This window comes from Kitasatospora sp. NPDC048365, assembly GCF_043200835.1.
Classification (GTDB): domain Bacteria; phylum Actinomycetota; class Actinomycetes; order Streptomycetales; family Streptomycetaceae; genus Kitasatospora; species Kitasatospora terrestris.
Genome location: NZ_JBICYJ010000001.1, coordinates 35,314 through 58,024, shown reverse-complemented (window position 1 = coordinate 58,024; position 22,711 = coordinate 35,314). Strand labels below are relative to the sequence as shown.

Sequence of the window (22,711 nt, the reverse complement as noted above, 5' to 3'; positions counted from 1 at the left end):
CCGCTCAACCCCGTTCGCCGGGGCCGGTGTCCCTCCGGGGCGCCGGCCCCGGCGCCGTTTGGCGGATCCTCGCCAATGGCGGGGCCCGGCATCGACAACGGCCGTCGATGATCTCCAAGATGGCCCGCATGCTGCCGAGACCCCGGATCCCGCTCGCCCTGGCCGCCTCGGTGGCGGCGCTGTCCTTCGCGCTGTGCTCCTGCGCCCAACCGGACGGGGTTCCGGCGGGCGACCGGGCGGCAGCGGCGGCAGCGGCGGACGGCGGCGCGCCCCGGATGACCCAGCAGTCGCTGAACAGCCGACCGCGCGACCAGCTGCGCCGCGGCGGCACGCTGAACTGGGCGATCGACCAGTTCTCCGGGCAGTGGAACCCGCTGCACACGGACGGCTCCGAGGCCTCCACCAACGACGTGATGAAGTCGCTGCTGCCGACCTTCTGGCGCTCCGACGCCGGCGGCACCCAGACCCCCAACCCGGCCTACCTGCGCGACGTCCGCACGGAGACCCGGCAGGGCCGCCAGGTGGTCGTCTGGACGCTGAACCCGAAGGCCCACTGGTCCGACGGCAAGCCGATCACCTGGCGCGACCTGCAGGCCACCTGGCAGGCGATGAACGGCGCCGACGACGCGTACAAGCCCTCCAACACCTCCGGCTTCGACCAGGTGGAGAGCGTCACCAGGGGCGCGGACGACTTCCAGGCCGTGATGGTCTTCAAGGAGCCGTTCTCCGACTGGCAGGCGATGTTCAACAACGCCGGCAACGCCCCGCTGCTGCCCGCCGAGTACATCTCCGGGCCCGAGCAGTTCAACACCGCCTTCAAGGGCCGGATCCCGGTCACCGCGGGCCCGTTCAAGCTGGAGAGGCTCGACCCCGCGGCGCGCACCGTGACGGTGGTCGCCGACCCGGACTGGTGGGGCGACAAGCCGCTGCTGGACCGGATCGTCTTCAAGGCGATCGACACCGGCACGATGCCGGACGCCTTCGCCCGCGGCGAGGTCGACTTCTACAACAACGGCCCCAACGCGGCCGGTTACAAGAAGATCCAGGAGACCCCGGGCGCCGAGGTGCGCAAGGCCGGCGGCCCCAACCTGCGGCACATCGTGCTGAACGGCCGGAACCCGCTGCTGACCGACGCCAGGGTCCGCCAGGCGCTGTTCCGGGCGCTGGACCGGGCCGAGATCACCCGCACCGACCTGGCCGGCCTGGACTGGCCCTACGTCCCGATGAACAACCACTTCCTGGTGCCCGGCCAGCACGGCTACCAGGACAACTCGGACGGGCTGAGCCGCTTCGACCCGCAGGCCGCCGCCCAGCAGCTGGACGAGGCGGGCTGGAAGGCCGGCCCGGCCGGCGTCCGGACCCGGGACGGCAAGGAGCTGGCGCTGCGCTTCGTGGTGCCGACCGGCAACCAGGTGGCGGCCAACGAGAGCGCCCTGGTGACCCGGATGCTCGGCCAGGTCGGGGTGAAGGTGACGGTGCAGGCCGTGCCGGCCGCCGACTTCTTCGACAAGTACGTCTACAAGCACGACTTCGACCTGACCGCGTTCGCGCTGCTCGGCACGCCCTTCCCGGCGACCGGCTCGACCAGTACCTTCCAGCAGGACGCCGGCGGCAATTACGCCCAGGTGGGCAGCAAGGCCCTGGACAAGGCGATGGCGGACGCCGCCCGGGCGGACACCCCGGACGCCGCGACCGAGGCGATCAACCGCGCGGACGGCGAGGCGTGGGAGGTCGCCGGCATGGTCCCGCTGTACCAGCGGCCCGCCATCTACGGGGTCCGGAAGAACGTGGCCAATCTCGGGGCGCCGGGTTTGTCCGACTTCGTCTACGAGAACATCGGGCTGCTGAAGTAACCGTCCGGCGAAAACTCGCCAATGGCGTGAAATTGCCAGTCGGCCCGGGTAGCCCCCACTCGACCTAATTCGGATGCGTCGACCCCTCTAAATAGCGGGTGGACCCCTCGCCGCGATAGTGTCCGATTATCGGACACCCAATTACAGTGAACAATTCACTGTATTGATGGCAATTCGGGCAGCGGATCTACACGCGTCACACGACCGCCCAGCCGCGCGTCGCGTCCTGATACCGGACTTGTCGCGCTCGGGTTACGGACGTGTGAACCACGTTCGGGGCACTATGTCCGGTTTTGACCGTCTCACTGGGAGGCTGTCAAGAAGTTTCGAACTACGAAGTGGTTGATATTCCAGCACGATGAAAAAAATGGCTGGCCAGCAACTGAGAAACTCTTGACGTTCGATAAACGACTTGCAAGAGTCCGTGCATCCAACTTCTTACTCCTTGCTGCTGCACGGACCACGGTCGGGAGCTTTTGCACCATGACGACGCCACCAGGGGCCACGACAGAGGCCGACCCCGTCCTCGTCGAGCCCACGAAGGACGCGCCCGGCAACAAGCCCGGCGAGCTCCTCGGGCGCACGCCGGGCCAGATCGCCTGGAGCCGCTTCAAGCGCAACCGGACGGGCGTGATCTGCGCCTGGATCGTGATCTTCTACGTGGTGGTCGCCCTGTGCGCCCCGCTGATCTCCGCGCTGTACGGCAAGGACCCGTACACCTTCTACGGGCTCAAGGACATCTCGCTGCTGGACGAGTTCAACATGCCGGCCGGCGCCAACGGCGGCATCAGCGGTGAGTACTGGTTCGGCGTCACGCCGACCACGGGGCAGGACATCTTCACCAACGTCATCTACGGCGTGCGCACCTCGCTGGGCATCGCGGTGGTCATCGTGATCATCTCGACCCTGCTGGGCTCGGTCATCGGCATCGCCCAGGGCTACCTCGGCGGCCGCTTCGACTACCTCGTCGGCCGCTTCAGCGACCTGCTGCTGTCGATGCCCTCGCAGCTCTTCTTCATCGCGTTCACCCCGATCGTGATCAACCTCTTCGTGCCGATCAACAAGGAGACCCCGACCTACGTCCACGTCCTCGCGATGTGGGTCGTCCTCGCCCTGCTGGGCTGGATGGGTCTGGCCCGACTCCTGCGTGGCATGACGCTGAGCCTGCGCGAGCGCGAGTACGTCGAGGCCGCGAAGATCGCCGGTGCCTCCTCCCGGCGGATCATCTTCAAGGAACTGCTGCCCAACCTCTCGACCACGCTGCTGGTGCAGACCACGCTGCTGCTGCCGGCCATGGTCACCGCGGAGGCGGGCCTGTCCTTCCTCGGCGTCGGCATGGTGAGCCCGACCCCCGACCTGGGCCGGATGTTCGCCGACGCGGCGCAGTTCTACGACACCGACCTCACCTACCTGATCTTCCCGGGCCTCACGCTGACGATCTTCGTCCTCGCGTTCAACCTGCTCGGGGACGCGGTCCGGGACGCTCTCGACCCGAAGACCATCGCGTAACACCTGCACCACCTGAAGCACCCCTGCACACGTAGTACCCGCAAGACCCGCAACCCCAGTCCGGCAGACCCGGCGGCCCCCGCGGTCCGCGCTGACCAGACATCACATGTCCAGTGACAGGTAGGAATCCATGAGACTTCGCAAGGCAGCGTACGTGCCCGCGATGCTGGCCATCAGCGCCCTGGCCCTGACCGGCTGCTCCAGCGGCAGCGGCAGCAAGTCCGGTGACGGCGGCGCCAAGGGCGGCGCCAAGTCCGAGGTGCAGAACTTCGGTCTGGGCACCCTCGCCGACTCGACCGGTCCGGCCCCGGAGGTCAAGGGCTCGAAGACCGGTGGCGTCGCGCACGCCATCGAGGCTGCCGGCCTGGACCACCTGGACCCCGGTCAGATCTACGTCAACGAGTACCAGGCCGTCGCGCAGCTCTACAGCCGCTCGCTGACCGGTTACAAGATCGACCCGGCCTCCGGCAAGACCATCCTGGTCGGCGACCTCGCCACCGACACGGGCAAGGCGTCCGACGACGGCAAGACCTGGACCTGGACCCTCAAGGACAACCTGAAGTTCGAGGACGGCTCGCCGATCACCTCGAAGGACGTCAAGTACGGCATCGAGCGCCTGTACGCGTCCTACCAGGACCAGGGCCCGACCTTCATCCAGGAGTGGCTGTCCGGCGCGGACTACCGCAAGACCTACGAGGGCCCGTACGACGGCAAGGAGCTCGGTGACGACGTCATCGCCACTCCGGACGCCAAGACGATCGTCCTGCACTTCAAGGAGTCCCACAACGACGCGCCGTACGCGGCGGCGATGCCGAACATCACGGCCATCCAGAAGTCGCGGGACACCAAGGAGAAGTACGACGTCAAGCCGGACTCGATCGGCCCCTACAAGATCGAGAGCCACGAGGCCGACAAGTCCCTCAAGCTCGTCAAGAACCCGAACTGGGACCCGAAGTCGGACCCGATCCGCCACCAGTTCGTGGACTCCTGGGAGTTCGAGCTGGGCATCACCAACCCGGCGCTGACCACCCGTCTGATGGCCGGCAACGGTGACGACAAGAACGCGCTGACCCTGGTCCAGAACGCTGACGCGCCGAACATCGCCAAGATCTCGGCCGACGCGTCCTACAAGGACCGTCTGATCAGCAAGTTCCAGCCCTTCGTCGACACCTTCGACATCAACAACACCCGCGTGACGGACCCGAAGGTCCGCAAGGCCCTCGCCCTGGCCTTCCCGCGCGCCCAGGTGCAGAAGCTGCTCGGTGGCTCCGCCACCGGCGACATGGCCACCAACCTGATCAGCCCGACCGTGTCCGGCTGGAAGGACACCGACCCGCTGGGCCTCAAGGCCAAGCCGGAGGGTGACCCGGAGGCCGCCAAGGCGCTCCTGAAGGAGGCCGGCAAGGAGGGCTACCCGATCGTCCTCGCCTACGCGAACACCCCGCGTTGGCAGCCGATCTCGGCCGCCGTCCAGGAGGCCCTGAACTCGGCCGGCTTCAAGGTCGAGCGCAAGGAGCTGGACCCGACCACCTACTACTCGGTGATCGGCAAGAAGGACAACCCGTACGACCTGTACCGCACCGGTTGGGGCGCGGACTGGCCGGTCGGCGCGACCGTGATCCCGCCGACCCTGGACGGTCGCAAGATCGCTGACGGCTCGCCGAACTACACGCACTACAACAGCGACGCCACCAACGCGGAGATCGACCGCATCCTGAAGATCTCGGACGCCAAGCAGGCGAACGAGGAGTGGATGAAGCTGGCCGACAAGATCCTCGCGGACGTCCCGAAGATCCCGACCACCTACGGCAAGTTCTACCAGGTGTACGGCTCGGGCCTGGGCGGCGTGGCCTACAACGAGGTCATCGGCGCCACCGACGTGAACAGCGTCTTCGTCAAGTAAGCACCACCGGGCGCGGGAAACGCTCCCGCACCCGTCCCGGTGGGGGCCGCCGATCAGCGGCCCCCACCGGGCCCACTGCCGACCACCCACAGGCCCTGACCGGGGCCCCGACCGTGCCCGGCACTCTCCACGACGCGGCCGCCGCCGGCGCCCTCACTCGGAAGAGCCCAACCCATGCTCAGATTTCTCATCCGCCGGGTGCTCGGCGCGATTGTCATCCTCTTCCTGCTCGTCCTGCTGACGTACCTGTGCATCATGACGCTGCCGGTCGACCAGGCGATGCTCAGCTGCCCGAAGACCTGTACACCGCAGCAGCTCGAGAACCTCCGGCACAACATGGGTCTGGACAAGTCCCTTCCGGAGCAGGTCTGGCAGTACATGTCCGGGCTCGTGGTGGGCCGGGACTACGGCGACGGCTACTGCAACGCGCCGTGCCTCGGGTACTCCTACAACCGGCATGACTACGTGTGGAACGTGATCATGTCCAACTACCCGGCCACCGTCGTGCTGGCCATCGGTGGTTCGATCTGCTTCATCGTCATCGGTGTGACCCTGGGCATGCTCTCCGCCTGGAAGCAGGGCAGCCTGTTCGACAAGATCGCCAGCTCGGTCTCGCTGGTCGGCCAGTCGACCCAGATCTACTTCATCGCGCCGCTGTCCATCGGCATCTTCGTCACCCAGCTGCACTGGCTGAGCAAGCCCGAGTACGTGCCGTTCACCGAGGACCCGGCCGCGATGTTCGCCGGCATGGTGCTCCCGTGGCTGGTGCTCTCGGTCATCTTCTGGTCGAACTACACCCGCCAGGTCCGCTCGCTGATGCTCGAGCAGCTCTCCGAGGACCACATCCGGGCCGCCCGTGCCAAGGGCATGTCGGCCGGCTACGTGTGGTGGCGCTACGCGCTCCGCGGTGCGATGGCCCCGGTCATCACCATCTTCGGCATCGACCTCGGCGTGGTCTTCTCCGGCGGCATCATCACCGAGTTCTCCTTCGGCATCCACGGCCTGGGCATGCTCGCGGTGAAGTCGGTGAGCACCCAGGACACCATGCTGGAGCTCGGCGTCCTGATGTTCAGCGCCGCCGCGATCCTGTTCTGCAACATCATCGTCGACGCCGTCTACAGCCTCCTCGACCCCCGGGTGAGGATCGGATGACCACCGCAGCATCCGCCCCCGCCCCGCACCACGCTTCCGAGGAGAAGGCCGTGAGCAGCTTCCTGTCCGTCCAGGACCTGCAGGTCCGCTTCCGCACCGAGGACGGCATCGTCAAGGCCGTCAACAACCTGAGCTTCGAGCTGGAGGCCGGCAAGACGCTCGGCATCGTCGGCGAGTCGGGCTCCGGCAAGTCGGTGTCGAACCTGGCCGTCATGGGCCTGCACAACCCGCGCAACACCACCATCGAGGGCTCGATCAAGCTCGACGGCCAGGAGCTGCTCGGTCAGTCGCAGAAGGAGCTGGAGAAGCTCCGCGGCAACAAGATGGCGATGATCTTCCAGGACGCCCTGGCCGCGCTCTCCCCGTACTACACGGTGGGCCGCCAGATCGCCGAGCCCTTCATGAAGCACACCGGTGCGAACAAGAAGGAGGGCCGCGCGCGGGCCATCGAGATGCTGACCAAGGTCGGCATCCCGCAGCCCGACAAGCGCGTCGACGACTTCCCGCACCAGTTCTCCGGCGGTATGCGCCAGCGCGCCATGATCGCCATGGCGCTGGTCTGCGACCCGAAGCTGCTGATCGCCGACGAGCCGACCACCGCGCTCGACGTGACCGTGCAGGCCCAGATCGTCGACCTGCTGAAGGACCTCCAGCAGGAGATGGGCACCTCGATCATCTTCATCACCCACGACCTCGGCGTGATCCGCGAGATCGCCGACGACGTGCTGGTGATGTACGCGGGCCGGGCCGTCGAGCGCGGCACCATGCGGGAGATCCTGAAGACCCCGCAGCACCCGTACGGCTGGGGCCTGCTCAGCTCGATCCCGCGGATCAACGCCTCGGTGGACATCCCGCTGCAGCCGATCCCGGGCACCCCGCCGTCCCTGCTGAACCCGCCGAGCGGCTGCGCGTTCAACCCGCGCTGCGAGTACCGTGAGCTGGTCGTCGGCGACAAGTGCACCACCGAGCGCCCCGCGCTGGAGCTCGCCAACGGTCACCTCACGGCCTGCCACCTCACGGCCGCGCAGAAGCAGTCCATCCTCACCGAGCAGATCCTGCCCCGGCTGAGCAGCTGAGTCCGGAACTCGGTTAAGGAGCAATGAACCATGAGCGCTGAGCAGACTCTGACCGAGCCGGCCGCCTCGGCCACCGCCCCCGGCGAGACCCTGCTGGAGGTGAGCGGCCTCACCAAGCACTTCCCGGTGATGGGCGGTTTCCCGTTCCGTCGCCAGGTCGGTGCCGTCCAGGCGGTCGACGACGTCAGCTTCACCGTGGGCGCGGGCGAGAGCCTGGGCCTGGTCGGTGAGTCCGGCTGCGGCAAGTCGACCACCGGCCGTCTGGTGACCCGGCTGTACGAGCCGACCGCCGGCTCGATCAAGTACCTCGGCCAGGACATCGCGCACGCCTCCCGCAAGGAGCTGGCGCCGATCCGGTCCGAGATCCAGATGATCTTCCAGGACCCGTACTCCTCGCTGAACCCGCGCCACACCGTCGGCACGATCATCAGCGGCCCGATGGAGATCAACGACATCAACCCGCCCGGCGGCCGCGAGGCGCGGGTCAAGGAACTGCTCGAGATCGTCGGTCTCAACCCGGAGCACTTCAACCGCTTCCCGCACGAGTTCTCCGGCGGCCAGCGCCAGCGCATCGGCGTCGCCCGCGCGCTCGCGCTGAACCCGAAGCTGATCGTCGCCGACGAGCCGGTCTCCGCGCTCGACGTGTCGATCCAGGCGCAGGTCGTCAACCTGCTCCAGAAGCTCCAGCGCGAGATGGGCATCGCCTTCGTCTTCATCGCGCACGACCTGTCGATCGTCCGGCACTTCTCGCAGCGCGTCGCGGTGATGTACCTCGGCAAGATCGTCGAGATCGCCGACCGCGACTCGCTGTACAACGCGCCGCGCCACCCGTACACCCACGCGCTGCTGTCGGCCGCGCCGGACGCCGACCCGGACTCCGACGCCACCGAGCGGATCCGGCTGACCGGTGACGTCCCGTCGCCGCTCAACCCGCCGTCCGGCTGCCGCTTCCGCACCCGGTGCTGGAAGGCGCAGGACAAGTGCGCCTCGGAGGAGCCGCCGCTGATCCAGCTCGGCGGCAGCGCGGCGGGCCACCTCACGGCCTGCCACTTCCCCGAGGACGGGGTGACGGCCAAGCCGGCCAAGACCCTGGTCCCGGAGCCGCGCGACGCGGAGTGACCAGAACGAAGGGCCCCCGGTTCACCGGGGGCCCTTCGTCGTTCCCGCTACTGCTCGATCTCGCGCTCCGCCGCGCTCTACTCGATCTCGCGCTCCGCCGCGCTCTACTCGATCTCGCGCTCCGCCGCGAAGTGACACGCGGAGTCGTGCGCCGCGCGCCCGTCCAGCCACTCCCGGACGGTGAGCGCCGGCTCCTCCTGCGCGCACTTCTCCTGGGCCTTCCAGCAGCGGGTGCGGAACCGGCAGCCGGACGGCGGCTTGGCCGGCGAGGGCACGTCGCCGACCAGCACGATCCGGTCCCGCGACTCCCGCGCCGTCGGGTCCGGCACCGGTACCGCCGACAGCAGCGCCTGGGTGTACGGGTGGGTGGCGTGCTCGTAGATCTCCGCGTCGGACCCGATCTCGACCATCTTGCCGAGGTACATCACGCCGACCCGGTCGGAGATGTGCCGGACGATCGAGAGGTCGTGGGCGATGAACATGTACGACAGGTTGAACTCGCCCTGCAGCTTCTCCAGCAGGTTGATCACCTGGGCCTGCACCGAGACGTCCAGCGCGGAGACCGGCTCGTCGCAGATGATGACCTCGGGCTTGAGCGCCAGCCCCCGCGCGATGCCGATGCGCTGGCGCTGGCCGCCGGAGAACTGGTGCGGGTACCGGTTGATGTACTCCGGGTTCAGGCCCACCACGTCCAGCAGGTCCTGGACGGCCTTGCGCCGGTCGCCCTTGGGCGCCACCTCGGGGTGGATCTCGAAGGGCTCGCCGATGATGTCGCCGACCGTCATCCGCGGGTTGAGCGAGGTGTACGGGTCCTGGAACACCATCTGGATGTTGCGGCGGACGGCCTTCAGCGCCGAGCCGCTCAGCCGGGAGATCTCCTCCCCCTTGTACTTCACCGAGCCGCCGGTGGCGGGCTCCAGGTTCATCAGCACCTTGGCGAGCGTCGACTTGCCGCAGCCGGACTCGCCGACGATGCCCAGCGTCTCGCCCTGCATCAGGTCGAAGGAGACGCCGTCGACCGCCTTGACCGCGCCGACCTGCTTCTTGAACAGGATGCCCTTGGTCAGCGGGAAGTGCTTGACCAGGTCGCGCACCTCCAGGATCGGCTCTCCGCGCTCGACCTCCTTCTCGAAGGAGACCTCCTCCGGCACCAGCGCGCCGGCTGCCGACGATCCGTTAGGCGTCATGGATGGTCTCCTTCCAGAAGAAGCAGGCGCTTCCCCGTCCGGCGATCGCCGTTCCGTCGTCCTCGGTGACCTCGAACAGCTTGGGCACCTCCTGCCGGCAGATCTCCTGGGCCCGCGGGCAGCGCGGGTTGAAGGCGCAGCCCGGGGGGATCCGCAGCAGGTTGGGCGGCAGGCCCTTGATCGCGTAGAGCTCCTGGCCCTTCTGGTCCAGGCGCGGGATGGAGTCGAGCAGGCCGCGGGTGTACGGGTGGGCGGGCCGCCCGTAGAGCTCGTGGACGGGGGCGGTCTCGACGATCCGGCCGGCGTACATGACCGCGATCTTGTCCGCGACGTCGGCGACCACGCCGAGGTCGTGGGTGATCAGGATCAGGCCCATGTGGTACTCGGCCTGCAGCTCGGCGAGCAGGTCCATCACCTGGGCCTGGACGGTGACGTCCAGGGCGGTGGTGGGCTCGTCGGCGATGATCAGGTCCGGCTCCAGGGCCAGCGCCATCGCGATCATGATGCGCTGGCGCATGCCGCCGGAGAACTGGTGCGGGTAGTCGCCCACCCGGTCCGCGGCGGCCGGGATGCGGACCCGGTCCATCAGCTCGATCGCCTTGAGCTTGGCGTCCTTGCGGCTGGTGCCCCGGTGGGCGCGGTACATCTCGCCCAGCTGGTGGCCGACGGTGAGGACCGGGTTGAGCGAGGAGAGCGCGTCCTGGAAGATCATCGCGATCTTCTGGCCGCGGATCCTGCGCCGCTCCTCCCGGCCCATGGTCAGCATGTCCTTGCCGCGGAAGAGGAGCTCCCCCTTGGGGATCCGGGCCGGCGGCATGTCCAGGATGCCCATGATCGCCTGCGCGGTGACGGACTTGCCGGAGCCCGACTCGCCGAGCACCGCGAGGGTCTCGCCCGCGCTGACGTCGTAGTTCACGCCGTTGACGGCCCTGACGACGCCGTCCCGGGTCTTGAACTCCACGTGCAGGTCCCGGACGTCCAGCAGCGGCCCGGAGTAGGGCTCCTCCCGTACCGGCTCGGTGCGGTCGACAGCGGTGGTCACGGTGCGTCTCCCTCGCTCAGCGCAGCTTCGGGTCGAGGGCGTCGCGGACCGCGTCGCCCAGCATGATGAAGGCCAGCACGGTGATGGACAGCGCGGCGGCCGGGAAGAACAGCACGAACGGCGCCTGCCGGATGAACTTCTGGGCGGAGGAGATGTCCACGCCCCAGGAGATCGTCGGGTCCTGCAGGCCGATGCCGAGGAAGCTCAGCGTCGCCTCGGCGGTGATGTAGCCGCCGAGCGCGATGGTGGCGACCACGATCACCGGGGCCAGCGCGTTCGGCAGGATGTGCTTGAACATCAGGCGCCCGGTGCCGGCGCCGAGCGCCTTTCCGGCCACCACGTAGTCGGCCTGCTTGATCGTCAGCACCGAGCCGCGCATCACGCGGGCCAGCTGGGTCCAGCCGAGGAAGGCCAGCGCGACCACCACGGACCAGACGTTGCGGACGGCGAAGGCGTTCAGCAGGACGAGCGCGCCGAGCAGCAGCGGGATACCGAAGAAGATGTCGATGATCCGGGAGATCACCGCGTCGGTCCAGCCGCCGAAGTAGCCGGCGATCATGCCGGCCAGGCCGCCGGTGATGGTCACCGCGAGGGTGACGCAGATGCCGACGGTGATCGAGGCGCGGGCGCCGTAGATCACCCGGGCGTAGACCGAGCGGCCCTGGCCGTCGTAGCCGAACCAGCCGGCCCCGAAGAAGTCGGTCCAGTCGGGCTTCTTCAGGAAGTCGTTCTGCAGGTCGGCCTGGCGCGGGTCGGCGTCGGTGAACAGGCCCGGCCAGATCGCCATCAGCAGCAGCAGGACGATCAGCAGCGCCGAGACGATGAAGATCGGCCGCCCGCGCAGGTCGCGCCAGGCGTGGCCCCAGAGGCTGCGGGCCGCCTCGCGCTTCTGCGGATCCGGTTCGATCAACGTGTCCTGCTCGACCGCCAGCCCTTGCTGGCCCACGTAGTCCAGGTGGTCGCTGTCGGTCGGCTGGATGTGCCGCAGCGGGTCGTGGTCGTCCGGGAGGTCTTTGCTAGGCATAGCGGATCCTCGGGTCCAGGATGGCGTAGAGCAGGTCCACCACGAGGCTGGCCACCAGGTAGACGATCACCAGGACGGTGACGATGCCCACCACGGTCGGGCCTTCCTTGGTCCGGATCGCCTTGTAGAGGATGTTGCCGACGCCCGCGATGTTGAAGATGCCCTCGGTGACGATCGCGCCGCCCATCAGGGCGCCGAGGTCGGTGCCGAGGAAGGTCACCACCGGGATCAGCGAGTTGCGCAGCAGGTGCCGGCTGATGATGGTCCGCCGCGGCAGGCCCTTGGCGATGGCGGTGCGCATGTAGTCGGCGCGCAGGTTCTCGCCGATCGAGGTGCGGGTGAGTCGGGCGACGTACGCCAGTGACAGTGATGCCAGGACCGCGCCCGGCAGGATCAACTGGGTGATGTCCGTGGAGTCCTGGACGGTCGGTGTGACCCAGCCCAGATTGGTCGCGAAGATCGTCTGGGCGATGTAGCCGAGCACGAAGACCGGGATCGAGATCACCACCAGGGTGACCAGCAGCACGCCGGTGTCGGCGAACGAGCCGCGCTTGAGGCCGGCCAGCAGGCCGAGCGGCAGACCGATGAAGATCTCGAAGAAGAAGGCGACGAAGGCGAGCCGGATGGTGACCGGGAACGCGTCCGCCATGATCTCCGAGACCGGGCGTCCGGTGAAGCTGGTGCCGAAGTCCAGCTGGAAGACGTTGCCCATGTAGATGAAGTACTGCTTCCACCAGGGCTCGTCGAGGTGGTACTTGTGCCGCAGGGCGGCGACCTGGGCCGGGTCGGCGGCCTTGTCGCCGAACATCGCCGCGATCGGGTCGCCCGGCAGCATGTACACCATCATGAAGATCAGGAACGTGGCACCGAAGAAGACCGGGATCATCTGCAGGACACGCCGAATGACGTAGTGGCCCATCGAACCTCCTTCCGAAGGGGTGACTCAGTGCCGGAGCCCCGCCCTCCGTGCGGGGAGGACGGGGCCGGCGTCGGGTGGCGTCAGCCCTTGACCTCGACCTGGGTCCAGGCCGGGTTGCCGAAGGAGTCGAACTTCACGTTCTGCACCTTGGTGGAGTAGCCGGAGTTGGTCCGGTAGTACCAGAGCGGGATCGCCGGGAAGTCCTGCGCCAGCACCGCCTCGGCCTTCTGGTAGCCGGTGGCCGAGTCCTGCACGGACGCCGCCTGGTCGGCCTGGTTGGCCAGCTGGTCGAACTGGGCGCTGGAGTAGCCGAAGTCGTTGGAGGCCGCGCCGGTCTTGTAGACGTCGGCCAGGAAGTTGGCGTTCAGCGGGTAGTCCTGCACCCAGCCGGTGCGGAACATGCCGTTGATGGTGTGGCCGGTGATCGCCGCACGGGCGGTCTTGAAGTCGGTCTTCGGGTCGCCGACGCAGTCGACGCCGGTGGCCTGGCGGATCGAGTTGCAGACCGCGTCGACCCACTCCTTGTGGCCGCCGTCCGCGTTGTAGGTGATCTTGATGGAGTTGCCGGGCACGCCGCCGCCCTCGGTGATCAGCTGCTTGGCCTTGTCGGCGTTGAAGGTGCAGAAGTCGCCGCAGGTGCCGGCCTTGTAGCCGTCCACGCCCTCGGCCGTCCACGCGCTGGCGGGCGAGCGGGAGCCCTGCAGCACCGTCTTGGTGATGGTGGGGCGGTCGATCGCCATCGACAGGCCCTGCCGGACCTTGGCGGTGTTCGCGCCCTGCCACTCGGGCTGGTAGAGCGTGAAGCCGATGTTCTGGATGGCGCCCTGCGGGGAGTCGATCGCCCGGTCGCCGAGGTCGCTCTTGTAGTTGGCCAGCGCCGACGGCGGCACCTGGTCCATCACGTCCAGGTTGTTGGACTGCAGGTCCGCGTAGGCGGCCTCGGCGGTGGTGTACATCTTGAAGACGACGCCGCCGTTCTTCGGCTTGTCCACGCCCTGGTAGTTCGCGAAGGTCTTGGTGACCACCTGCGAGTTGTGGTCCCAGCTCACGAACTGGTAGGGCCCGTTGCCGACCGGCTTCTGGCCGTAGCCGTCGGGGTCCTTGAAGAAGCCCTCGGGCAGCGGCGAGAACGCGATGTACCCGAGCTTCATCGGGAAGTACGCGACCTTGCTGGTCAGCTTGATGGTGAAGTGGGTGTCGTCGGTCACCGTCAGGCCGGACATGGTGTCCTTGGTGGGGGCGGCGCCGGCGCCGGACGGGTGGACGTCGTTGTAGCCCTCGATGTCGGAGAACCAGGAGCTGTTGATCTGGTTGTTCTTGGTGTTGGCCGCCCAGTTCCAGGCGTCCACGAAGCTCTTCGAGGTGACCGGGGTGCCGTCGTGGAAGGTCCAGCCCGACTTCAGCGTGACGTTGAAGGTCTGCGCGTCGCTGGACGCGATGTTGTCCGCGACCTGGTTGCGCATCTCGCCGTTGCTCGGGTCGTAGTCGATCAGGCCCTTGAAGAGGTTCTGGATGATGCGTCCACCGCCGACCTCGTTGGCGTTGGCCGGCTGGAGGGGGTTCTGCGGCTCGCTGGACTGGTAGCTGAAGGTCGCGCTGGAGTTGGAGGAACCGCCTCCGCCGCTGCTGCTGCTGCACCCGGTGGCCACCAGGGCCACGGATGTCGCACCGACAACGGCCCAGCGCATTCGGGCTGCAGGCATGGATGTCCTCCTCGAGGGTGTATGAGACGCATCTCACCCCATGAGAAGGGCACCGTTGCGGTGGCGCGACTTCGGCTCCGCCGGATGGGTGCACAAAACTCCCCGGACCCGCCGAGCGGGTCCGGGGAGTTCCGGTGACTGCGGGTCAGGCCGCGGCGGCCTCGGTCGCACGCACCTCCGCGAAGTGGCAGGCCGACTGGTGCTTGGCCGGGCCGCTCAGCACCTCGGGCACCGCCAGCAGCGGGATCTCGGTGGAGCAGCGCTCCTCCGCCTTCCAGCAGCGGGTGCGGAAGCGGCAGCCGGACGGCGGGTTGGCCGGCGAGGGGATGTCGCCGGAGAGGATGATCCGCTCGCGGCCCTCGCGCCCGGTTGGGTCCGGCACCGGCACGGCGGAGAGCAGTGCCTGGGTGTAGGGGTGGGTGGCGTGCTCGTAGATCTCCTCGTCCGAGCCGATCTCGACCATCTTGCCGAGGTACATCACGCCGACCCGGTCGGAGATGTGCCGGACGATCGAGAGGTCGTGGGCGATGAACATGTAAGAGAGCTCGAAGTCCTTCTGCAGCGTCTCCAGCAGGTTGATCACCTGGGCCTGCACCGAGACGTCCAGTGCGGAGACCGGCTCGTCGCAGATGATGACCTCGGGCTTGAGGGCCAGGCCGCGGGCGATGCCGATGCGCTGGCGCTGGCCGCCGGAGAACTGGTGCGGGTACCGGTTGATGTACTCCGGGTTCAGACCGACCACGTCGAGCAGGTCCTGGACGGCCTTGCGGCGGTCGCCCTTGGGGGCCACCTCGGGGTGGATCTCGAAGGGCTCGCCGATGATGTCGCCGACCGTCATCCGCGGGTTGAGCGAGGTGTACGGGTCCTGGAACACCATCTGGATGTTGCGGCGGACGGCCTTCAGCGCCGAGCCGGACAGGCGCGAGATGTCCTCGCCCTTGTACAGCACCTGGCCGGAAGTCGCGCGCTCCAGGTTCATCAGGACCTTGGCGAGCGTCGACTTGCCGCAGCCGGACTCGCCGACGATGCCCAGCGTCTCGCCCTTGTGCAGGGCGAAGGAGATGCCGTCGACCGCCTTGACCGCGCCGACCTGCTTCTTGAAGAGGACGCCCTGGTTGAGCGGGTAGTGCTTGACCAGGTCCTTGACCTCCAGGATGGGCTCAGCCATGGAGGGTCTCCTTCCAGAGGTGGCAGGCGCTCTTGCGGCCGGCGAGCTCGGCGCCGTCCTTGTCCGTCACCTGGTGCAGCGCGGGGATCTCGGTGCGGCAGAGGTCGGTGGCGACGTCGCAGCGCGGGTTGAAGGCGCAGCCGGCCGGGACCTTGTACAGGTTCGGGGGCAGGCCCTTGATCGCGTAGAGCTCCTCGCCCTTCTGGTCCAGGCGCGGGATCGACCGGAGCAGGCCCTTGGTGTAGGGGTGGGCGGGGTTCGCGTAGAGCTCGTGGACGGGGGCGGTCTCGACGATCCGGCCGGCGTACATGACCGCGATCTTGTCCGCGACGTCGGCGACCACGCCGAGGTCGTGGGTGATCAGGATCAGGCCCATGTGGTACTCGGCCTGCAGCTCGGCCAGCAGGTCCATCACCTGGGCCTGGACGGTGACGTCCAGCGCGGTGGTGGGCTCGTCGGCGATGATCAGGTCCGGCTCCAGGGCCAGCGCCATCGCGATCATGATGCGCTGGCGCATGCCGCCGGAGAACTGGTGCGGGTAGTCGCCCACCCGCTCCTTGGCGGCCGGGATGCGGACCCGGTCCATCAGCTCGATCGCCTTGGCCTTGGCCTCCTTCTTGGAGGCGCCCTCGTGCACCCGGAACATCTCGCCGAGCTGGTAGCCCACCGAGAGGACGGGGTTGAGCGAGGAGAGCGCGTCCTGGAAGATCATCGCGATCTTGCGGCCGCGGATCTTCCGGCGCTCCTCGCCCGACATCTTCAGCATGTCCTGGCCGCGGTACAGGATCTCGCCCGCGGTGACCCGGCCGGGCGGCATGTCCAGGATGCCCATGATGGTCTGGGCGGTGACGGACTTGCCGGAGCCCGACTCGCCGAGCACGGCGAGGGTCTCGCCGGCGGCGACCGAGTAGTTCACGCCGTTGACGGCCTTGGCGACGCCGTCGCGGGTCTTGAACTCCACGTGCAGGTCGCGGACCTCGAGCAGCGGGGTGCCCGGGGTGAGCTTGTCCTTGGCAGCCAGGGGCTTCTCAAGTGCGGTGGTCATGATGTGCGTCCGCCTCTCTCAGCGCAGCTTCGGGTCGAGGGCGTCGCGCACCGCGTCACCGAGCATGATGAACGCCAGCACCGTGATGCTGAGCATGCCGGCCGGGAAGAACAGCGCGAACGGCGCGGTCCGGATCACCTTCTGGGCCGAGTTGATGTCGATGCCCCAGGAGATGGTCGGGTCCTGCAGGCCGATGCCGAGGAAGCTCAGCGTGGCCTCGGTGGCGATGTAGCCGCCGAGGGCGATGGTGGCGACCACGATCACCGGGGCGATGGCGTTCGGCAGGATGTGCTTGAACATGATCCGCGCGGTGCCGGCGCCGAGCGCCTTGGCGGCGGTCACGTAGTCGGCCTGCTTCACGGTGATCACCGAGCCGCGCATCACGCGGGTCATCTGGGTCCAGCCGAGGGCGACCAGGGCGAAGACCACCGACCAGACGGTGCGCACCGAGAAGGCGTTCAGGATGACCAGCGCGCCGAGCAGCAGCGGGATGCCGAAGAAGATGTCGGTGACCCGGGAGACGATCGTGTCGACCCAGCCGCCGAAGTAGCCGGCGAGCATGCCGGCCAGGCCGCCGAGGACGGTGACACCGGCGGTGACGCAGATGCCGACCACGACCGAGGCGCGGGCGCCGTAGATCATGCGGGCGTAGATGGAGCGGCCCTGGCCGTCGTAGCCGAACCAGTCCGGCTGGAAGAGGTGCAGGTAGTTCGGCTTGGCCAGGTAGTGCGCCCGGAGGTCGCCGGCGCGCGGGTCGACCGAGGTGAACAGGCTCGGGGCGATCGCGAAGGCGATCAGCAGCACGATCAGCGCGGCGGAGATGATGAAGATCGGCCGCTTGCGCAGGTCGTGCCAGGCGTCCAGGCCCAGGCTGCGGGCCTTCTCCGGCTTCGGCTCGGCCGGCTCGCCCGCACGCTGCGCGGGGATCTCCGGGTTCTTGGCGAGCAGGTCAGGCATACCGGATCCTCGGGTCCAGGACCGCGTAGAGCAGGTCGACGAGCAGGCTGGCGGCGAGGTACACGAGCACCAGGACGACGACGAAGCCGGAGACGGTCGCGCCCTCCTTGAGGTTGATCGCGTGGTACAGCTCGAAGCCGACGCCCTTGACGTTGAAGATGCCCTCGGTGACGATCGCGCCGCCCATCAGGGCGCCGAGGTCGGTGCCGAGGAAGGTGACCACCGGGATCATCGAGTTGCGCAGCAGGTGCGTGCCGATCACCTTGCGCTTGGGCAGGCCCTTGGCGACCGCGGTGCGCATGTAGTCGGACTTGATGTTCTCGACGATCGAGGTCCGGGTGAGCCGGGCGACGTACGCGAGGGAGAGCGAGCCGAGCACGATGGCGGGGAGGATCAACTGCCCCAGGTTCATCGAGTCCTGGACCGTCGGGGTGATCCACTTCAGCTGGATCGCGAAGACGTTCTGGTAGATGAAGCCGAGCACCGGGACCGGGATCGAGATCAGCAGCAGGGTCAGCACCAGCGAGCCCTTGTCGAAGGCCTTGCCGCGGCGGAGCCCCGCGAACAGGCCGATCGCCACGCCGATCAGCAGCTCGATGCCGAACGCGAGGAGCGCCAGGCGGATCGTCACCGGCATGGCGGCGGAGATCTTGTCGATCACCTTGCGGCCGTCCATCGCGGTGCCGAAGTCACCGGTGAACAGCTTGCCCATGTAGTCGGCGTACTGCTGGATCAGGGGCTGGTCGAGTCCCCGGGCGTGCTTGAAGGCGGCGAGCTGGGCCGGGTCGGCGGCCTTGTCGCCCCACATCGCGGCTGCCGGGTCGCCGGGCAGCACGTTCACCATGAAGAAGATCAGGGTGACCGTGCCCAGGAAGACCGGGATCATTTGGAGCAGTCGCCTCGCGACAAAACGCCCCATCGTGCCTCCAATTCGCTGCTCTGACGGGCCGTCGTCCCGGTGTCAGAGGTGTCGTCGCGCGACAAGGCCGGCGCCGGCCCGCCCTTGTGGGGCGGGCGCGGGCACCGGCCGTGTCGTTCCAGGCCGTTGTGGTGCCGACCTGGTTACTTCTGCTTGACCTCGATCTGCGTGAAGACCGGGTCGCCGAAGGAGTCGAACTTCACGTTCTGGACGTTCTTCGAGTAGCCCGAAGTCGTCTTGTAGTACCAGAGCGGGATGGCCGGCATGTCCTTGGCCAGCTGGGCCTCGGCCTGCTGGTACAGCTCGGCGGTCTTCTCCACGGAGGTGGACTTGTCGGCCTCGGCGGCGAACTTGTCGAACTCGGGCGAGGAGTAGCCGGCGTCGTTGGCCGCGGCACCGGTGCCGTAGACGTCACGCAGGAAGTTCGCGTTCAGCGGGTAGTCCTGCACCCAGCCGGTCCGCATCATGCTCTGGACCTGCTTCTTCTTGATCAGGTCGCGCGAGGTCTTGAAGTCCGGCTTCGGGTCGCCGATGCACTCCACGCCGGTGGCCTGGCGGATGGAGTTGCAGACCGCGTCCACCCACTCCTTGTGGCCGCCGTCGGAGTTGTAGACGATGGTGATCTTGTTGCCCGGGACGCCGCCGCCCTCGGTCACCAGCTGCTTGGCCTTGGCCGGGTCGTACTTGCAGGCGTCGCCACAGGAGTTCTCCTTGTAGCCCATGACGCCCGGGGCGACCCAGCTGGTGGCCGGCTGGCGCGAGCCGTTCAGCACGGTCTTGGTGATGGTGTCGCGGTCGATCGCCATCGACAGGCCCTGGCGGACCTTCGCCTTGTCGACCGGCTTCCAGCCGTCCTGGTACATCGCGAACGAGATGTTCTGGATGGCGCCCTGGGCCTGGTCGACGGCGCGGTCGCCCAGGTCGTTCTTGTACGAGGCGAGGTCGGCCGGGTCGACCTGGTCCAGCACGTCCAGGTTGTCGGAGACCAGGTCCTTGTACGCGGCCTCGGCCTGCGTGTAGTTCTTGAAGACGATGCCGCCGTTCTTCGGCTTGTCGACGCCCGCGTACTTGTCGAAGGCGGCGACGGTGATCGCCTTGTTGTGCTCCCACGAGACGAACTTGTAGGGGCCGTTGCCCACCGGCGACTGGCCGAACTTGGCCGGGTCGGCGTAGAACGCCTTCGGCAGCGGCGAGAAGGCCGTGTAGCCGAGCTTGTACTCGAAGTACGAGACCGGGCCGGTCAGCTTGATGGTGAAGTGGGTGTCGTCCACGACCTTGAGACCGGACATGGTCTCGGCGGTCGGGTCGCCCTTCTCCGGGTGGACCGCCTCGTAGCCCTCGATGTCCGAGAACCAGTCCGAGTTGATCTGGTTGTTCTTGACGTTGGCCGACCAGTTCCACGCGTCCACGAAGGAGGCGGCGGTGACCGGGGTGCCGTCGTGGAAGGTCCAGCCGGACTTCAGAGTGACGGTGTAGTTCTGCGCGTCGGTGGTCTCGATCTTCTCGGCGACCTGGTTGCGCAGCTTGCCGTCCGTGGGGTCGTAGTCCACCAGGCCCTTGAACAGGGACTTGATGACGCGACCGCCACCGACCTCCATGGCGTTGGCCGGCTGGAGCGGGTTCTGCGGCTCGCTGCTCTGGTAGCTGAGCGTCCCCGCAGCGTTGACCGGACCACCCGCGTCGGTGGAACCGGCGCTGCTGCCGCAGGCGGTAGCGGCGAGGGCGACCGCAGCTGCTGCGACGACCCACTTGACCTGGCTGGCACCGCGCATCGGTGTGCCTCCTGAATCCGTGTTACACACTCGCGGCCTGGCGCGCACCCCTGCGCATGAGCCTTGACCCGAGCTCGACTGATCCCACTATCAGTCACGTACGGATACGAAGGTGACCACTACCGATCTCAATTTGGTCACATGAACGGCCGATGAATCCCAAGAATCGGACATAAGAGACATACGCAGACACCCCCAAAACGGACAGTTGTCACACATGACGGACGGTAGTGTCCGGAAAACGAACAGCGGGCCATCGGCGACACATCACGCAACGTCACGGAAAACCGAACGGCCGGCGTCCCGGAGGACGCCGGCCGTTCGGGCCGTCAGGGGGCTGGTCAGCCCTTCTTGGCGCGGGACGCGGTACGGCCGCGGTCCTTGGCGTCCAGGACGACCTTGCGGATGCGCACGGTCTCCGGGGTCACCTCGATGCACTCGTCCTCGCGGCAGAACTCCAGCGACTGCTCCAGCGAGAGCTTGCGCGGCGGGACGATCGACTCGGCCACATCGGCGTTCGACGAACGCATGTTGGTGAGCTTCTTCTCCTTGGTGATGTTCACGTCCATGTCGTCGGAGCGCGAGTTCTCGCCGACGATCATGCCCTCGTACACCTCGGTGCCGGGGTCGGTGAACAGCACGCCGCGCTCCTGCAGGTTGGTCATCGCGAAGGCGGTGACCACACCGGCGCGGTCGGCGACCAGCGAGCCGTTGTTACGGGTCGTCAGGTTGCCGAACCACGGCTCGTAGCCCTCGTGGATCGAGTGCGCGATGCCGGTGCCGCGGGTGTTGGTGAGGAACTCCGTCCGGAATCCGATCAGACCGCGGGACGGCACGACGAACTCCATGCGCACCCAGCCGGAGCCGTGGTTCGACATGTTGTCCATCCGGCCCTTGCGGATGCCCATGAGCTGGGTGACGGCACCCATGTGCTCCTCGGGCACGTCCACGGTCAGGCGCTCGACCGGCTCGTGGGTCTTGCCGTTGACCTCGCGGGTGACCACCTGCGGCTTGCCGACGGTCAGCTCGAAGCCCTCGCGGCGCATGGTCTCGATCAGGATGGCCAGCGCCAGCTCACCGCGGCCCTGCACCTCCCAGGCGTCGGGACGCTCGGTGTCCAGCACGCGCAGCGAGACGTTACCGATCAGCTCGCGGTCCAGGCGGTCCTTCACCTGGCGGGCGGTGACCTTGCGGTCCACCTTGCCGGCGGACTTGGCGTCCGCGCCCTTGCCGGAGCCGCCCTTGCCGACCAGCGGCGAGGTGTTGGTGCCGATGGTCATCGAGATGGCCGGCTCGTCCACCGTGATCAGCGGCAGCGCGATCGGGTTCTCGGTGTCGGCCAGGGTCTCGCCGATCATGATGTCGCCGATGCCGGCGACCGCGCAGATGTCACCCGGGCCCGCCACCTCGGCCGGCTTGCGGGTGAGCGCCTCGGTCATCAGCAGCTCGGAGATGCGCACGTTCTGGATCGAGCCGTCGCGCTTGATCCACGCCACGGTCTGGCCCTTGCGCAGCTCGCCCTGCTCGACGCGGAGCAGCGCGATGCGGCCGAGGAAGTTGTCGGCGTCCAGGTTGGTGACGTGGGCCTGCAGCGGGGCGGCCTCGTCGTAGACCGGGGCCGGGACGTGCTCCAGGATGGTGGAGAAGAACGGCTCCAGGCTGTCGGAGTCGGCCGGGACCGTGCCGTTCTCCGGCTTGGTCAGCGAGGCGACGCCGTCACGGGCACAGGCGAAGACGATCGGGAACTCGATCTGGTCCTCGTCCGCGTCCAGGTCCAGGAACAGGTCGTAGGTCTCGTTGATGACCTCGTCGATCCGGGCGTCCGGACGGTCGGTCTTGTTGATGCACAGGATGACGGGCAGGCGGGCCGTGAGCGCCTTGCGCAGCACGAAGCGGGTCTGCGGCAGCGGGCCCTCGGAGGCGTCCACCAGCAGCACGACCGCGTCCACCATCGACAGACCGCGCTCGACCTCGCCACCGAAGTCGGCGTGGCCCGGGGTGTCGATGATGTTGATGGTGATCGGCTTGCCGCCGTCCTTGGGGTGGTACTTGACCGCGGTGTTCTTCGCGAGAATGGTGATGCCCTTCTCGCGCTCCAGGTCGTTGGAGTCCATCATGCGGTCGTCCAGCTGCTGGTGGGCGGCGAAGGCGCCGGCCTGCTTCAGCATGGCGTCGACCAGCGTGGTCTTGCCGTGGTCGACGTGGGCGACGATGGCGACGTTACGAATGTCGTTGCGCGTGGGCATGCGGCGCTGATTCTCCCGGAATCGTGGGTCACGGTGCCCGGCCACGTAATCGTTACCACCGGTCCACCCGCCGGGCAGGACATGCCACGGCTTCCTCCTATCGTACGGGGAACCCCC

The 22,711-nt window shown here is 67.8% G+C and carries 17 protein-coding genes; 6 read left to right on the top strand and 11 right to left on the bottom strand.

Features of this window, described 5'->3' with window-relative positions:
* Positions 1-128 precede the first annotated feature (128 nt).
* The 6 genes from ACGFX4_RS00245 (at position 129) to ACGFX4_RS00220 (ending at position 8,612) form a co-directional block, all read left to right on the top strand.
* Positions 129-1,853 carry an ABC transporter family substrate-binding protein gene (locus ACGFX4_RS00245; protein WP_393068903.1) on the top strand — a complete coding sequence of 575 codons (1,725 nt, stop codon included), beginning with the start codon at positions 129-131 and terminating at the stop codon, positions 1,851-1,853.
* 483 nt (positions 1,854-2,336) lie between these two features.
* The gene (locus ACGFX4_RS00240; RefSeq protein WP_393068902.1) at positions 2,337-3,362 is read left to right on the top strand and encodes an ABC transporter permease; all 1,026 of its coding nucleotides are present in this window, start codon (positions 2,337-2,339) and stop codon (positions 3,360-3,362) included.
* A gap of 130 nt (positions 3,363-3,492) precedes the next feature.
* Positions 3,493-5,265, top strand: coding sequence for an ABC transporter substrate-binding protein (locus tag ACGFX4_RS00235; RefSeq protein WP_393068901.1), 1,773 nt, complete (start codon positions 3,493-3,495; stop codon positions 5,263-5,265).
* Between the two features lie 174 nt (positions 5,266-5,439).
* On the top strand, positions 5,440-6,417 hold the full coding sequence (locus ACGFX4_RS00230) for an ABC transporter permease (RefSeq protein ID WP_393068899.1): 978 nt from the start codon (positions 5,440-5,442) through the stop codon (positions 6,415-6,417).
* Positions 6,414-7,493 (top strand): ABC transporter ATP-binding protein, encoded by a 1,080-nt coding sequence (locus ACGFX4_RS00225; RefSeq protein WP_393068897.1) that lies wholly within the window; start codon positions 6,414-6,416, stop codon positions 7,491-7,493. The genes ACGFX4_RS00230 and ACGFX4_RS00225 overlap by 4 nt, the downstream gene beginning before the upstream one ends.
* Before the next feature lie 30 nt (positions 7,494-7,523).
* Entirely contained in the window at positions 7,524-8,612 is a 1,089-nt protein-coding gene (locus ACGFX4_RS00220) for an ABC transporter ATP-binding protein (RefSeq protein ID WP_393068896.1), read from the top strand.
* A gap of 104 nt (positions 8,613-8,716) precedes the next feature.
* Here ACGFX4_RS00220 and ACGFX4_RS00215 read toward each other — a convergent pair whose 3' ends face one another.
* The 11 genes from ACGFX4_RS00215 to typA form a co-directional block, all read right to left on the bottom strand.
* Positions 8,717-9,799 (bottom strand): ABC transporter ATP-binding protein, encoded by a 1,083-nt coding sequence (locus ACGFX4_RS00215; RefSeq protein WP_393068894.1) that lies wholly within the window; start codon positions 9,797-9,799, stop codon positions 8,717-8,719.
* Positions 9,789-10,841, bottom strand: coding sequence for an ABC transporter ATP-binding protein (locus tag ACGFX4_RS00210; RefSeq protein WP_393068893.1), 1,053 nt, complete (start codon positions 10,839-10,841; stop codon positions 9,789-9,791). The genes ACGFX4_RS00215 and ACGFX4_RS00210 overlap by 11 nt, the downstream gene beginning before the upstream one ends.
* Before the next feature lie 16 nt (positions 10,842-10,857).
* Complete coding sequence (locus ACGFX4_RS00205) at positions 10,858-11,865, bottom strand: ABC transporter permease (RefSeq protein ID WP_393068891.1); 1,008 nt, start codon at positions 11,863-11,865, stop codon at positions 10,858-10,860.
* Positions 11,858-12,784, bottom strand: coding sequence for an ABC transporter permease (locus ACGFX4_RS00200; protein WP_393068890.1), 927 nt, complete (start codon positions 12,782-12,784; stop codon positions 11,858-11,860). The genes ACGFX4_RS00205 and ACGFX4_RS00200 overlap by 8 nt, the downstream gene beginning before the upstream one ends.
* Positions 12,785-12,864: 80 nt before the next feature.
* Positions 12,865-14,487: an ABC transporter substrate-binding protein gene (locus ACGFX4_RS00195; RefSeq protein WP_393068889.1), complete on the bottom strand. Its 1,623-nt coding sequence runs from the start codon at positions 14,485-14,487 to the stop codon at positions 12,865-12,867.
* A 145-nt stretch (positions 14,488-14,632) separates the two neighbouring features.
* A complete protein-coding gene (locus ACGFX4_RS00190; protein WP_393068887.1) occupies positions 14,633-15,655 on the bottom strand; it encodes an ABC transporter ATP-binding protein in 1,023 nt (340 codons plus the stop codon).
* Entirely contained in the window at positions 15,648-16,700 is a 1,053-nt protein-coding gene (locus tag ACGFX4_RS00185) for an ABC transporter ATP-binding protein (protein WP_393068886.1), read from the bottom strand. The genes ACGFX4_RS00190 and ACGFX4_RS00185 overlap by 8 nt, the downstream gene beginning before the upstream one ends.
* An 18-nt stretch (positions 16,701-16,718) precedes the next feature.
* Positions 16,719-17,657: an ABC transporter permease gene (locus ACGFX4_RS00180; RefSeq protein WP_393068884.1), complete on the bottom strand. Its 939-nt coding sequence runs from the start codon at positions 17,655-17,657 to the stop codon at positions 16,719-16,721.
* Positions 17,650-18,576 carry an ABC transporter permease gene (locus ACGFX4_RS00175; protein WP_393068882.1) on the bottom strand — a complete coding sequence of 309 codons (927 nt, stop codon included), beginning with the start codon at positions 18,574-18,576 and terminating at the stop codon, positions 17,650-17,652. Before ACGFX4_RS00175 ends, ACGFX4_RS00180 begins: the two co-directional genes overlap by 8 nt.
* Before the next feature lie 143 nt (positions 18,577-18,719).
* A complete protein-coding gene (locus ACGFX4_RS00170; protein ID WP_393068881.1) occupies positions 18,720-20,348 on the bottom strand; it encodes an ABC transporter substrate-binding protein in 1,629 nt (542 codons plus the stop codon).
* Between the two features lie 341 nt (positions 20,349-20,689).
* Positions 20,690-22,594, bottom strand: a complete 1,905-nt coding sequence (gene typA, locus ACGFX4_RS00165; RefSeq protein ID WP_393068879.1) for a translational GTPase TypA — start codon at positions 22,592-22,594, stop codon at positions 20,690-20,692.
* Positions 22,595-22,711: the final 117 nt, after the last annotated feature.